Origin of the sequence: Caballeronia sp. AZ1_KS37 (assembly GCF_023631165.1) — a bacterium.
Lineage (GTDB): Bacteria > Pseudomonadota > Gammaproteobacteria > Burkholderiales > Burkholderiaceae > Caballeronia > Caballeronia zhejiangensis.
The window spans coordinates 168221-182197 of sequence record NZ_JALQDP010000043.1 but is presented as its reverse complement, the minus strand read 5'-3'; the positions used below and the strand labels follow the sequence as shown (position 1 = coordinate 182197).

Sequence of the window (13977 nt, the reverse complement as noted above, 5' to 3'; positions counted from 1 at the left end):
TCGTTCATCCTCCTCGCCCCCTCTTTTTGTCTAAAAGCTCGGAAAATACATGCAGTTCACGAATCTTAGAATCAGGACCCGAATGACAGCGGGGTTTGCGGTCGTCCTTTTGCTTGCGGCGATCACGATCGGTGTCGGTATCGCGATGCTTGGACGTCTTAACGAACAAGCGGCAAGTGTTGAGCAAGCCAATCTGCCCCGCCTTTTGAATGCGAATTTAATCAGACAGCAGTTGGACTCCATGGCAGTCGCTGTGCGGAATTTGCTTCTAAACGACGACCCCGAAGTGACGAAAGCTTCCCTTGCACGGATCAGCTCGGCGCGCGGTATCACGCGCGAAACGATGCAACGACTTTCGTCGACGCTCGCACGTCCCGATGTGCGCGAGCAGCTTCTGAAGTACAGCGCGGACTATGACCGCGAAATCGCCAACGTTTTGCAGTTGCAGACACAAGGAAAGCGCGTCGACGCGATTCAGCGCCTGAACAATGACTTGTTTCCTATCTATAAGGGCTATACGGCTACGCTCGACGACATCAACCAGTTTCAGGTGACCGCGACGCGCCAGGCGACGGCCTCGATCGGCGAGATCGCCAGCGAAAGTCGCATCCTCCTGATCGGCCTGGGCGCAGCGGCTCTCCTGATGAGCATTGGCGCAGGCTGGGTCATCACAAGGAGCATCACTGCTCCGATTGCCGATGCGGTAGAGATCGCCGCTACAGTTGCAAAGGGAGATCTCACGCGTGACATCGCTGTCACGCGTGAAGACGAAACGGGGCAGCTGCTCGCTGCTTTGCGTGAAATGAACGACAGTCTGCGCAAAGTCGTCACCGACGTTCGGAAAGGATCGGACGAGATTGCGATGGCTTCCAATGAGATTGCGACCGGCAACGTCGATCTTAGCTCGCGAACGGAAGAACAGGCTGCGGCGCTTGAGGAAACGGCTTCGAGCATGGAAGAGCTGACCGCCACGGTGCGCCGGAATGCCGACAGCGCGAAAGAGGGGACTCTGCTTGCACAAAGAGCCTCCGAAGTCGCGGCGCACAGTGGCCGGGTGGTCGAGCGTGTCGTACAAACGATGCACCAGATCTCAAACCGGTCAGCGAAGGTTGCCGACATCATCGGCACGATCGACGGCATCGCGTTCCAGACGAACATTCTTGCGCTCAATGCAGCGGTTGAGGCCGCGCGGGCTGGCGAGCAAGGAAAGGGCTTCGCTGTCGTGGCGAGCGAAGTGCGAGCCTTGGCACAACGGTCCGCGGCTGCCGCTAAGGAGATCAAGGAACTGATCGATGAGTCAGTGGCGAGCGTCGAAGCCGGTCAGGCGCAGGTCGACGAGTCCGGCCGCACAATCAGCGAAGTCGTCTCCTCGGTGCGCCATCTGACGGATCTCATGGGTGAAATCGCCTCGGCATCCGACGAACAGCATCAAGGCATTGAGCAGGTGAATCAGGCGATCGCGCAAATGGACGAGGTGACGCAGCAAAACGCGGCTCTGGTCGAGCAGGCTGCCGCGGCGGCCTCTGCACTTCGAGAACAGGCGACTCACCTAGTCCGACAAGTCGCCGCGTTCGACGTGGGCGATTCGGCTACTCTCCGCGCCCGCGCTGCGTAGCAACTACTCGCTAATATCAGATCTACGCGATCCCCGAGCGGCTCTTGTAGCCGATCGGGTGAGGTCGCGAATGGCCGTTGACTGGCATTCCATTCGAAACTCGACGTTCGCTGCGTGACCGGAGTGGGAAAGTCTTCTTGCAAGAGTGGGCCGTCATGAGTTAATGGCGTCCGCCCGCCGGACAGCCGCTGTTCGAGGATCGAGACCTGCCGAAGCATGGCTCCGGTTACAGACGTGCTTCTTGGCGGGGCGTTGCGATAAGTTTTCTTATCGTAATCGCTTGATTTCGTGTCTAAACTGGAAGGCATGAAAACGCGTCAGTCTCCGGCGCCTGCGCTCGCTGCACCTGCCTCGCCGCACTTCCCCGATGCTGCGTCGCTCGCCGCGCTGCGGGCTTGGTACGCAGGCCTGACAGCCCGCGCGGCTGTCGCCCGCTACCTGTCCTCCACCAGAGCCGACGGCCAGTCCGCGCGCGGCATCCTTGGTCGAATCCGGCGTCAGCTTGCCGCCTTTGCGCACAGTCGCCAGCGCGACGATCTGGCGGTCCTGTTCCAGCATCCCGTTGGTGAGCGGTTAAAGCGGGCGAGCGCTGTCGGCCAGACGATCGAGTTCCTGCGGTCACAGCCCGTGCCCGAGCCGCACATCAGTGACGACGTCGGCCTGTGGTTTACGTCACGCGCGGTCAGCGCCTTGCGCGCACGGGGCATCAATACACTGGCGGACCTGACGGTACGCATTCCGCGCCGGCGACGCTGGTGGGTTGTGGTTCCCGGTCTGGGGTCCGCCAGCGCCCGGCGGATCGAAGCTTTCTTCGCCGCCTGCCCGCACCTGACGGAGCGCGCCCGCCAACTGGTCGCCATGACACAACCGGCAATCGTCGTCCCTTGGGAATCGCTACGGCTGCCAGAAGAAGTCAACGGCTCGCAGGGCACCTTTCGCGCACCGCAAGCGACATGCACGCTCGATGCCACGAACGACTACGAAGCCGTTCAGGCCTGGTTGTCGCTGCACGAAGCACCGGCCACGCAACGTACCTATCGCAAGGAGGCGGAACGCCTGATCCTTTGGGCCGTTGTCGAGCGCGAACGGGCGCTCTCGTCGCTCACCACGGACGATGCGGTCGCCTACCGCGCCTTCCTGCGCCGGCCGACACCACACGGTCGCTGGGTCGGTCCGCCCCGGCCGCGCACTTCTGCCGAATGGCGGCCTTTCGCACGCGGCCTGTCGGCGCGCTCGGTTGCGTACGCGCTGTCGGTGCTCGGCGCACTGTTCAGGTGGTTGATCGAGCAACGTTATCTGCTAGCGAACCCGTTTGCCGGCATCAGGGTGCGTGGCGGTGCGCGCGCCACAGCGCTCGATGCGTCCCGCGGTTTCTCCGAAGGCGAGTGGCTGCTGGTTCGCGCGGTGGCCGATGGTCTGGAATGGTCGTATGGCTGGGAGGCGCCAGCGGCCCAGCGCCTGCGCTTCCTGCTCGACTTCGCGTATGCAACAGGACTCCGTGCCGGGGAACTGGTTGGCACAAACCTCGGCGGCGTCCAGCGCGATGCTCACGGTGATGACTGGCTGCATCTGACAGGCAAAGGAAGGGGTGGCTTTGATTTCGGTGTAATTTCCGGGTTAAGGCGCTCTATCTACGAGAAGGCCTTGCCTTCCGGCACTAAATTAATAATGTTCAAAATCAGAGGCTTGCTGTCTACCAGAAAACGCGTCGTCGCTTCCGGCCGGCGATCCACCTGCAGCGCTGGCGAGTCGGACAGCTGGTCGGAGCCGCTGCTCTGCTAAGATGGCCGTACCGGCAAGGAGTGCGACAATTACCGAAAGGCGATGAGCATACTTTCTTGTCAGACGTCAGGCTAAGATAAGCAATGATCCAAGCAATCCGGTCGGAGCGTCGAATGCGAGGTCTCGTACATCCAGGCTTGCAAAAGGTCATCGTAGTCGGAAACATAGCGTGCAACGAATGCCACTCGAGCGACAAGCGAGCCGACACAAATCACAATCGCGACGTCTGCCTCGGCGGTAGCGCGCCCGAGGCCGAGCACATCGGCAACCGACAGAGCGGCAATCACCGCCAACAAGAAAATCGACGGAGGCAGCGGTATAACAGCATCTTCAATCTGAATAATGGGTCTGCCGGCACTAAAATGTCGTTGACCGCAAACGATTCCCGATAAGCCTGCCGCCTAGCATGCCGATCATCGCGCCCGCGGCGAGAGGCACACCGACCTGCCAGTTCATTCGCCCCGTGAGCGCTGTTGCGTGCAAATGGGTTATTCCACGCTGGGCGGTTGACGAGGTGCGTATTCATGCCCGTTGCATGGTCGCTTTCGCCCGCTCCGCGAGTTCGAAGATGACCATGCCAGCGATCATCGCCGCCACGAAACCGACGGCTTTCGGATAGCCCGCGCCGAGCGCGATCAATGCCGGGCCTGGGCAAAATCCGGCTAAGCCCCAGCCGATACCGAAAACAGCGCTGCCGAAGATTAGTCTCGACGTGATGGCCGTGCCGGCCGGAAGTTGCATAGGCGCTCCAAGGAGCGAACTGTTTCGGCGATTCGCGACAAAAAATGCCAGAGAGCCGACCGCGATGGCACCGGCCATCACAAAGGCAAGCGATGGATCCCAGCGGCCCGCGAGATCGAGGAAACTCAGCACCTTGGCGGGAGTCGCCATGCCGGAGACCATCAACCCAATACCGAAAAGCAATCCAGCGAGTAGTGCCGCGAGGCGTGTCATGAGGGCAGTCATATCAGCCTCCGATCAGGTGACGTTCCACGAAAACAGTCACGATTCCGGCCAACATGAAGGTAGCGGTTGCGGCCAGCGAGCGCACCGACCCACGCGACAGGCCGCAGACGCCGTGACCGCTGGTACAGCCGCTGGCGTAGCGGGTGCCAATACCCACGAGAAACCCGGCAGCGAGGATAGCTCCCCAGCCTGCTTCAATGTCCACGTGAGTGGGCCTGCCGAGGACGCTTGCTGCGACGGGCGCGCCTAGCAGACCGGTGAGGAATGCAATCCGCCAGCCAATGTCATTGCGCGGCCAGCTCAGCAGGCCGCCGATGATGCCGCTTATTCCCGCGATTCGGCCGTTGCAAAGCACGAGCACTGCGGCGGCGATGCCGATCACGAGTCCCCCCGCCAGCGACATGCCGGGTGTGAAATGGATGACGTCAATCAGCATAATGGATCCCCTTACTGCTGCGGGCAGAATTGTTCATAAAGTACCGCCATCACCGCGAGGGCTTGCGGACTGGCCACCGAATAGAAGATGTTTTTGCCCTCGCGGCGCGTATTCACCAGGCCGCTTTCCCGCAACACGCCCAACTGCTGCGAGAGGGTGGGTTGCCGGATGCCGAGCAGTTGCTCCACTTCGCCGACGGACAGCTCTCCTTGGGAAAGCTGGCACATCAGGAGCAGGCGGTCCGGGTTGGCGAGAACCTTCAACAGGGCGCATGCATTTGCGGCGCCGGCCTGCATCGTGGCCAAATCGAGCGTCGGATTGGGATTGGAGGGTTTCATAAAATGTTCACGATCTATCTGAACATAGTATATTGCAAAACATAATGTTTGTGAATAGAATGCGCGCATCCAAGGAGCTCCACATGAAGCCCATCATTCACCCGTTCTTCGACTCAGCGACCTGGACCGTGACCTACGTGGTTTACGAGGAAGGTGATTCAGCGTGCGCGATTATTGACTCAGTGCTGGATTACGACCCGAAATCGGGCCGCACGTCTACGGCCAGTGCCGACAAGGTGATTGCTTTCGTGCGCGAGCGCGGGCTGCGTGTCGAGTGGATTCTGGAGACCCATGCGCACGCCGACCATCTCTCCGCCGCCACGTATCTCAAGCGAGAAGTCGGTGGCCACATCGCGATCGGCAAGAACATCTGCCGAGTGCAAGGCGTGTTCAAGAAGCTTTTCAACCTGGAGCCTGAGTTTCGCCTCGATGGGTCGCAGTTCGACCATCTTTTCGCCGATGGCGAAACGTTTGCCATCGGAGGCTTGACAGGAAAGGCGATGCATGTGCCCGGTCACACGCCAGCTGACATTGCCTACCGGATCGGCGACGCCGTATTCGTCGGCGATACGCTCTTCATGCCGGACGTGGGCACTGCTCGTTGTGACTTTCCGGGCGGCGATGCGCACGAGCTCTATCGCTCCATACGCAAACTGCTGGACCTGCCGTCGCACACACGGCTCTTCATGTGCCACGACTATCCGCCCGTGGGGCGCGAACCCACATGGGAAACGACAGTGGGTGCGCAGCGCGATGGCAACATCCATGTGCATGAGGGCGTGAGTGAGGAGCAGTTCGTGGAGATGCGTCAGGCACGCGATGCGACCTTGGCGATGCCCACGCTGATATTGCCGGCGGTACAGGTCAACGTCCGGGCGGGCGACCTTCCTCCGCCGGAAGAAAACGGAATCCGTTACCTCAAGATCCCGCTCAATGCTGTTTGATGCAGTGCTTGCCTGGCGTGGCGTCGAGAACGCTAGGCCGGCGCGTGCTTCAATGCTTTTAGGAAGTACCTCATGATTGTGCATCCCCTCGCCACCGATCTTTCGGTACCTCTTCAAATCAGTACTACTGCTGATGCCTCAACTCTACAGGAGCTCCGCTTTCGGTCGATTGTGTGCCTCCAACCGGACGGAGAGGTGCGGAACCAGCCTTCGTTCAGAGAGATGGCTCACGCAGCGAGGCGGATGTCCGATCAATCACCACAAACTGCCGAATCACGACAACGCTGGCACTTTACTGCAGAGCGTCACCGGGACCCAGTTCCGGGTCCCCGTCTTTTGAAGTGACGCCACCGGCGTGCTGCTTTGACTGATGGAGCGGTTCTAATCGGCACGGTAACCTTGCGGTCGCCCGGTTGCCGATCAAACCGGCCAGGGCTGTGTCATTTACCTGTCGGCGCGACGTCAGCTGATCTGTCGTCGGTACGCGGCGCTACTCGCCATACCGCGTTGCCGACGTCGTCAGCCACAAGCAAGGCACCATGCGCGTCCAGTGCGACGCCAACGGGTCGGCCCACCGCGTGGCCGTTTGCCGTCAGAAAGCCGCTCAGGAAATCCTCAGGCAAGCCAGCAGGTTTTCCATCGACAAATGGCACGAACACCACCTTGTAGCCGGTACGCGGTTTACGGTTCCATGATCCATGCTGGCCAACAAATGCACCTCCACGATAATGAAGCGGAAAAAGCGTCCGGTCGTAAAAGACCAGACCGAGCGAAGCCGTATGATTGCCGAGCGCATAGTCCGGCACGATGGCCTTTGCAACCAGATCGGGGCATTGCGGTTTGACGCGGGTGTCAATGTGCTGGCCGTAATAGCTGTAGGGAAAGCCATAGAAAGCGCCATCTTTCACGGCGGTCATGTAGTCGGGGACAAGATTGTTGCCGAGATCGTCTCGCTCATTGACTGCCGTCCACAACGCGCCGCTGTCCGGTTGCCAGGCAAGTCCGTTGGCGTTACGCAATCCAGTCGCATAGGGCCGCACATGACCGGTGTCGATGTTGAACACGAGGATGCGCGCTCGACCTTCTTCGGCGTCGACTCCATTTTCCCCCGCGTTGCTGTTCGATCCCACCGTGATGTACAGATGCTTGCCGGACCGATCGGCCAGGATGTTCTTGGTCCAGTGATGGTTGATCGGCCCTGCCGGCAAGTCGGCAACCTTGACCCCGAGGCTTGTTATCTGGGTGGTGCCCGTCACATAGTTGAAACGCAGCAGAGCGTCCGTATCGGCAACATAGAGTTGATTGCCGATGAGCGCCATCCCGAACGGCGAGTGGAGGCCACCCAGAAACACGGTCTGAGTCCTCGCGACGCCGCTGCCATCCACATCGCGCAACAGCACAATGCGATCGGGGCTCGGCACACCGGCGCCGGCGCGCTTCATGACCTGCTTTCTGACCCAGCCGAACAGGCCGCTGCCTTTATCGTGTTCGTTTGGCGCGTCGCTTTCCGCGACCAGCACGTCACCATTGGGCAGCGTGTAAAGCCAGCGCGGGTGGGCGAGGCCACCGGCAAACTCCGTGACGCGAAAGCCTGCGGGAGCAGTGGGCGTGAAACCGTCGGGGCGCGCCTGAACAGGCGCGATGTTGACCATCGGAATCAAGGACGATTCCGGAGCCGGCATGACGGGCGACGAGCCGAAGCCGGCGTTGCTTGAAGCTGATGGCCCAATCGCACAAGAGGCCAGCGGAAAAACCAGTGAAATAGCCAGACGGTTTAGCAGGCGCATGTAGGTTCCGAGTGAAGAGCGTTAATCGACGGTGCACGGGACGAACAGCAATAAACCGGCCATGACGTTGCCTGTTAAATGCGCAAACTATTCCGTGATTCAAGTGGAAAACCTCGGGCTCCCGGCTTCGGTCGTGCTGACCCCCGTTGGCGGTCGTGCGGGAATAGCAGCGGAGTCGAGCGTCCGAATCGCCCCTCCCCGGCGTCAGCTTTCCTTAAGATAAAGTCGCTAGCATCTATCGGATTTGCGTAGTGCTTCTTTCAGGCCATCAACTCAAGATTCGCAGGCTGCGCATCCCCATCAATTCATCAAGTCGTGACAACTTGAGGAGCAAGAATGGCGAAGGTCTACAAAACGCAGCGTCCGGCATATGACGCGGTCGCACGCACACTGCACTGGCTAACCGTCCTGTTGGTCGCAATGCAATTTGTGATCGGCTGGACGATGCCGGACGTTCACAAAGACACGCAGCCGGTTGATCTGATCGCGTGGCATCTTGGGGTGGGCGCGACGCTCGTCGCCGTCATTGCAATCCGGGTGATCTGGCGATTGACGCATTGGCCCACGCCGGATGAACTGCCACCGCTACTCAGCGTCGTCTCGCGCATAACGCATGTTCTCCTCTACGCCGCCCTGGTGCTGGTGCCGCTGCTCGGCTGGATCAACGCGTCCTCACGAGGCTGGACGGTCCGCTTGCCGGGCGTGGTGTCCTATCCGGCGCTGAGCGAACCGGGCTCGGCCTTCGGCCACGCAATGGGGGATGTGCACGGCATCCTCGCATGGGTGCTCTTCGCGTTGATTTGTCTGCATGTCGTCGCAGCGCTGTTCCACCGCTTTGTCCTGAAGGACCATGTGCTGCAAAGGATGCTGCCCCACGCAGGCCCGTCGCGTGATCAGGGTCGAGATCGCTAGGGTCCGCCAACGCCCAAGGCTCACAAGAAACCGCATCGAATCAAGGCGATCGGGTGGCGACGCGCGGCGGTCCTTGGCGCGAACGACGGCATCATTTCGACGGCAAGTCTGATAATCGGCGTCGCGTCCGCGCACGCCGAACACGGCCATCTGGTGCTGACCGGCCAGGCCGGATTGGCAGCCGGCGCGATGTCGATGGCGACAGGCGCGTACGTATCGGTCTCGTCGCAAGCGGATACAGGACCTGCGGCGCTCGCCGAAGAGCAGGCAGAGCCCAATGCGGAGTCGTCTTGATCGATGCAAAAGTCGGGTTCGGAGAACCTAAACGCGACGCGGTTTGCGAGATGTCCCTATATAAGAGTCGCGAAACATCAATGGTTTGCTGTTTGCAAACAAATCGGCAGGCAATCCTGGAAAAAAATTGTGCAGTTCGCCCAGTTTAGCTTTCGGCTCCGCTCCAGCACACCGGGGCGGGCGGTGCTGATCAGGCGGGGTGGCCGCTCTGTCAGAGGATCCGACACGCTGAGGTGCAGCAACGCTGAAACCTAGCGGATTCATTCGGATGACTCTCTAGCTTTCGCCTTGCCGACTCGATTCGTGCCGTACTGAGGGCGCAGCGCGTCGTGATTGTTCGTTCAATACCGACGAACTGGAGCTCGAGCGGGCGATGACCCGATTCGCCACCGGCTAGCCCGCTGCCCATTCAAGCCAGTGGTCGAGCTTTGAAATGTTTCTTTCGGGAAGCCGAGCTTTCAATCTTCCTCTCGCCAAAATGTGCTTACCGACCGTCAGGATCAACGATGCGCAGCGAAAGCACTTGCCAAGTGCGTGAGGAAACGATATCGGTTTGCAACTGCCAAGCATCAATTCTGCGTGTACTTCGCCGCGGCGAGGGCACGCGCGACGTTCATTTGGTGCGTACGTCGGTCGACATCTAGGGGGAAGAAGATGAACCTTGGTGCATGCTTTACGGCAGTGGCGAAGCCCGTAACACGCGCACCGTTCGCCCTTGTGGCGGCCGGCCTGTTGAGCGTGGCAATCTGCGGCCAGGCTCAGACCCACTCACCACAGACCTCGAAGCCAAACATCATATTGATCGTCGGAGACGATGTCGGCTGGGGCGATCTCGGCGTCTATGGCGGTGGAGAGGGGCGCGGCATTCCCACACCCAATCTCGACAGAATGGCCGACGAAGGCATGACCTTCTTCGATTTCTATGGGCAGCCGAGCTGCACGCCGGGGCGTGCAGCGCTTCAGACCGGCCGCAACCCGAACCGAAGCGGCATGACGACAGTCGCGTTTCAAGGGCAAGGCGGAGGGCTTCCGCACGCCGAGTGGACTTTGGCCTCGGTGTTGAAGCTCGCCAACTACAAGACGTATTTTACGGGCAAGTGGCACCTTGGCGAAGCGGATTACGCGTTGCCCAACGCGCAGGGCTACGACGACATGAAATACGTCGGTCTCTATCACCTGAACGCCTATACCTACGCCGATCCTAAGTGGTTCCCGGAAATGGATCAGCCGACCCGCGACATGTTCATCAAGGTGACGACCGGCATGCTCTCCGGGAAGGCTGGTGAAAAGGCTCACGAAGACTTCAAGCTGAACGGTCAATACCAGAACGAACCGGACAAACGGATCGTCGGCATTCCGTTCGTCGATCGCTACATAGAAAAGGCCGCGCTCGACGATATCGACGAGGCCGCGCAGAGCGGGCAGCCGTTCTTCATCAACGTGAACTTCATGAAGGTTCACCAGCCTAACATGCCTGATCCCGATTACATCGGCAAATCGCTGGCGAAGTCCAAGTACGCGGATTCGCTCGTCGAGCTCGATGCGCGGGTCGGCCACATTCTCGACAAGCTGCGAGAGAAAGGTCTCGACAAGAACACGCTCGTTTTGTTCACGACCGATAACGGCGCCTGGCAGGACGTCTATCCCGACGCGGGCTACACACCGTTCCGTGGCACGAAGGGCACGGATCGCGAGGGCGGCACGCGCGTGCCCGCCATAGCGTGGTGGCCCGGCAAGATCAAGCCTCACTCACGAAACTACGACATCCTCGGCGGTCTCGATTGCATGGCGACGTTCGCCGCCGTGGCGGGCGTCGACTTGCCGAAGAACGATCGTGACGGCAAGCCGATCATCTTCGACAGCTACGACATGTCACCCGTACTGTTCGGCACGGGCAAGAGCAAGCGCACAGCGTGGTTCTATTTCACGGAGAACGAGCTGACGCCGGGCGCGGTGCGCGTCGGTCAGTTCAAGGCGGTGTTCAATCTGCGCGGCGACGCCGGGGTGAAAACGGGTGGCCTCGCAGTGGATTCGAACCTCGGCTGGAAGGGGCCCGAAAGTTACGTCGCGACCGTGCCGCAAGTGTTCGACCTTTATCAGGATCCGCAAGAGCGCTACGACATCTTCATGAACAACTATACGGAGCATACGTGGACGCTGCCGGCCCTGAGCGGGGCAGTCAAAGAGGAGATGCAGACCTACGTAACATATCCGCCGCGCAAAGCGCAGAGCGAAGCCTACTCGGGCCCGATCACACTGAGCCAGTTCGAGCGATTCAAGTACGTTCGCGACGAACTGGAGAAAAACGGGTTCAGCATTCCCTTGCCGACCGGAAACTGATGAGCGTCGCGATCATGAACGCGGCCCGTTTCCTGATCGACGGGAACGGCCGCGGCGCGTGAAGCGGATAGGCCCGAGACGAGAGGGTACGGATGCGTTCGAAAGCACACATCGCGCCGAGACGACGCGCGCTGCTCAATCTGGCGAGCCTGTTCATATGCGCGTGCGTCGCGCTGACAGGATGCGCGAACCACGAGCAGGCGGCTCCCGCCAGCGTCGGCGCGCAGCAGCAATCTTCCGCAACATTGCCTTCGTGGCAGAACGGCGCTGCGCGCGCGGCGATTCTCAAGTTCGTTTCCGACGTGACGCGCGAGGGTACGCCGGGCTACGTGCCGCCGGAAGCACGCATTGCCGTATTCGATAACGACGGCACACTATGGAGCGAGCAGCCGATGCCGTTCCAGCTGCTGTTCATGATCGATCAGGTGAAGGCCGCTGCGCCGCGGCATCCGGAATGGCAGAATAATCCCGCCTACAAGGCCCTGCTTGCGCACGACGCTGCGGCGCTCGCGCAGAACAAGAAGGCCCTGATACAACTGCTCGCGGTCGCAAATAGCGGCATGACCACGGACGAATACGACCGCGCGATCAGCACCTGGCTTTCCGGCGCCCGGCATCCCACGCTTAACCGGCCTTTTACAGAACTCATCTACCTGGCGCAACTCGAGTTGCTGGATCTCTTGCGTTGGAACGGCTTCAAAATCTGGATCGTTTCGGGCGGCACGGCCGAATTCATGCGCGTCTGGGCGAGTCAGGCGTATGGCATTGCCCCGGAGCAGATCGTGGGCACGGAAGAAAAGCTCAGCTACGCCCTGCGCGACGGCAAGCCCGCGTTGATACGCGAACCGGGCTTCGCTTTCGTCGATGATGGTCCGGGCAAGCCGGTGGGCATCTTCCGCGCAATCGGACGGCGTCCGATCCTCGCGTTCGGCAACTCCGACGGCGATCGCGAAATGCTCGAATACACCGCGGGCGGAGCCGGCCAAACGCTGGCGCTGCTGCTGCATCACGACGATGCCGAACGGGAATTCGCCTATGACCGGCAATCGGCGCTTGCGCGGCTCGACAAGGCATGGGACGAGGCGCTCGCGCGCGGATGGGTGGTCGTCAGCATGAAGCAGGACTGGAAGACGGTGTACCCCGCGCCGAAACCCTAGCGGGGACCGCAGGCAATCCGGAATCAGCAGGAGTCGACAGGCATGAGATCAGCGGCAGTACGCGCGAGCAGCCGGTCTTCTTTCACGCGACGCGCCCGCGCGCGCCCGAACCCGCCGCGCCCGCGCAGAAAGGCCGATTCCACACGATGGCCAAAGCCATCGGCTCGACGTGCAATATCGACTGCACTTACTGCTATTACCTGCAAAAGGAACATCTGCTCCATGCGCATCGCGGCCGCCGCATGGAAGTGTCGATGCTGGAGCGCTACATCCGCCAATACATCGAGGCGCAGAACGGCGATGAGATCATCTTCTCGTGGCAGGGCGGCGAACCGACGATGCTTGGCGTTGAATTCTTTCGCGACATCGTCGAGATTCAGAAGATGCATACGCCGGCCGGGCGTCGCATTTCGAACGATCTTCAGACTAACGCGATGCTGCTGGACGACGAATGGTGCGCCTTCCTGAAGGAGCAAGATTTCCTCGTCGGCGTGAGTATCGACGGGCCGCGCGAATTGCACGACGCGTTTCGCCAGGATCGCCGTGGCCAGCCGACCTTCGACAAGGTCATGGCGGGCATCGGCTGTCTGAAGAAGCACGGCGTGAAGTTCAACACGCTCACGGTCGTCAATCGCGTCAACGCCAAAAGGCCGCTCGACGTCTACCGCTTCCTGCGCAATGAACTGGATTCGCGCTACATCCAGTTCATCCCGTGCGTGGAACCGAAGGACTTTCACAGCGTCGCGCCCCAGCACTGGTCCGCCGAGTCGATGCCCATGCTTGGCAGCAGCGCCGCCAGACCGGGCAATGCCGATTCGGTCGTGACGGACTGGTCGGTCGACCCGGACGATTGGGGTTACTTCCTGTCGCGCACTTTCGACGAGTGGCACAAAAGAGACGTCGGCCGCGTGCTGGTGAACCTGTTCGAAACAGCCGTCGTCCAGACGATGGGGCGTCCCGCGCAAACTTGCGTAACCGCCGAGTTTTGCGGCAAGGCGCTCGCGATCGAACATGACGTCGAAGTCTACGCGTGCGATCACTATGTCTATCCGGAGTGGTCGCTCGGCAACATCCACACGACGCATCTCGGTGAGATGGCGTTTTCGCAGAAGCAACAAAGCTTCGGCTATGCGAAGCGGGACAGCCTTCCGGCGTATTGCCATCAATGCAGGCATCTGAAGCTGTGCTGGGGAGAATGCCCGAAGAATCGCTTCGTGTGCAGCCCTGATGGCGAGCCGGGTCTGAATTACCTTTGTCGCGGAATCAGGCGTTTCCACGATCACGCGGGGCCGGCGCTCAGGCAACTCGCGAGGCAATGCGCGTGAAGGATCATGTCGCCCACGCGGCGACAATGACGCACGGGGAGACCGGATATGCTTCCTTGCAGATTCTCGATCCGGACAACG

Annotated in this window: 10 protein-coding genes and 2 pseudogenes; 8 read left to right on the top strand and 4 right to left on the bottom strand. The window is 60.6% G+C overall.

What is annotated here, in order from left to right; translation table 11 throughout:
- Positions 1 to 49: 49 nt before the first annotated feature.
- Both NCS00_RS29935 and NCS00_RS29930 read left to right on the top strand, forming a co-directional pair.
- The gene (locus tag NCS00_RS29935; protein ID WP_250441841.1) at positions 50 to 1615 is read left to right on the top strand and encodes a methyl-accepting chemotaxis protein; all 1566 of its coding nucleotides are present in this window, start codon (positions 50 to 52) and stop codon (positions 1613 to 1615) included.
- A 306-nt stretch (positions 1616 to 1921) separates the two neighbouring features.
- Positions 1922 to 3199, top strand: a pseudogene (locus NCS00_RS29930) (site-specific integrase); the annotation flags it as partial.
- Positions 3200 to 3919: 720 nt separating this feature from the next.
- Here the strand turns inward: NCS00_RS29930 and NCS00_RS29925 are convergent.
- From NCS00_RS29925 to NCS00_RS29915, 3 genes are read right to left on the bottom strand one after another with little or no spacing between them, the layout of a single operon-like run.
- On the bottom strand, positions 3920 to 4351 hold the full coding sequence (locus NCS00_RS29925; RefSeq protein WP_250442078.1) for a DUF6691 family protein: 432 nt from the start codon (positions 4349 to 4351) through the stop codon (positions 3920 to 3922).
- A gap of 13 nt (positions 4352 to 4364) precedes the next feature.
- Positions 4365 to 4799 (bottom strand): YeeE/YedE family protein, encoded by a 435-nt coding sequence (locus tag NCS00_RS29920; protein ID WP_250441840.1) that lies wholly within the window; start codon positions 4797 to 4799, stop codon positions 4365 to 4367.
- Between the two features lie 11 nt (positions 4800 to 4810).
- Positions 4811 to 5137, bottom strand: coding sequence for an ArsR/SmtB family transcription factor (locus tag NCS00_RS29915; protein WP_250441839.1), 327 nt, complete (start codon positions 5135 to 5137; stop codon positions 4811 to 4813).
- A gap of 83 nt (positions 5138 to 5220) precedes the next feature.
- Here NCS00_RS29915 and NCS00_RS29910 point away from each other — a divergent pair, with 83 nt between their 5' ends.
- On the top strand, positions 5221 to 6081 hold the full coding sequence (locus NCS00_RS29910) for an MBL fold metallo-hydrolase (protein WP_250441838.1): 861 nt from the start codon (positions 5221 to 5223) through the stop codon (positions 6079 to 6081).
- A 440-nt stretch (positions 6082 to 6521) separates the two neighbouring features.
- On the opposite strand, the gene NCS00_RS29905 is transcribed toward NCS00_RS29910, so the two are convergent.
- On the bottom strand, positions 6522 to 7868 hold the full coding sequence (locus tag NCS00_RS29905; RefSeq protein ID WP_250441837.1) for a PQQ-dependent sugar dehydrogenase: 1347 nt from the start codon (positions 7866 to 7868) through the stop codon (positions 6522 to 6524).
- 336 nt (positions 7869 to 8204) lie between these two features.
- Here NCS00_RS29905 and NCS00_RS29900 point away from each other — a divergent pair, with 336 nt between their 5' ends.
- From NCS00_RS29900 to NCS00_RS29880, 5 genes and pseudogenes are all read left to right on the top strand, one after another.
- A complete protein-coding gene (locus NCS00_RS29900; RefSeq protein ID WP_250441836.1) occupies positions 8205 to 8780 on the top strand; it encodes a cytochrome b in 576 nt (191 codons plus the stop codon).
- Positions 8781 to 8819: 39 nt separating this feature from the next.
- A pseudogene (locus tag NCS00_RS29895) lies at positions 8820 to 9065 on the top strand (VIT1/CCC1 transporter family protein); the annotation flags it as partial.
- Between the two features lie 588 nt (positions 9066 to 9653).
- Positions 9654 to 11414, top strand: coding sequence for an arylsulfatase (locus NCS00_RS29890; protein ID WP_250441835.1), 1761 nt, complete (start codon positions 9654 to 9656; stop codon positions 11412 to 11414).
- Between the two features lie 92 nt (positions 11415 to 11506).
- Positions 11507 to 12571 (top strand): HAD family hydrolase, encoded by a 1065-nt coding sequence (locus tag NCS00_RS29885; RefSeq protein ID WP_250441834.1) that lies wholly within the window; start codon positions 11507 to 11509, stop codon positions 12569 to 12571.
- The gene (locus NCS00_RS29880; RefSeq protein ID WP_250441833.1) at positions 12511 to 13896 is read left to right on the top strand and encodes an anaerobic sulfatase maturase; all 1386 of its coding nucleotides are present in this window, start codon (positions 12511 to 12513) and stop codon (positions 13894 to 13896) included. Before NCS00_RS29885 ends, NCS00_RS29880 begins: the two co-directional genes overlap by 61 nt.
- Positions 13897 to 13977 lie beyond the last annotated feature (81 nt).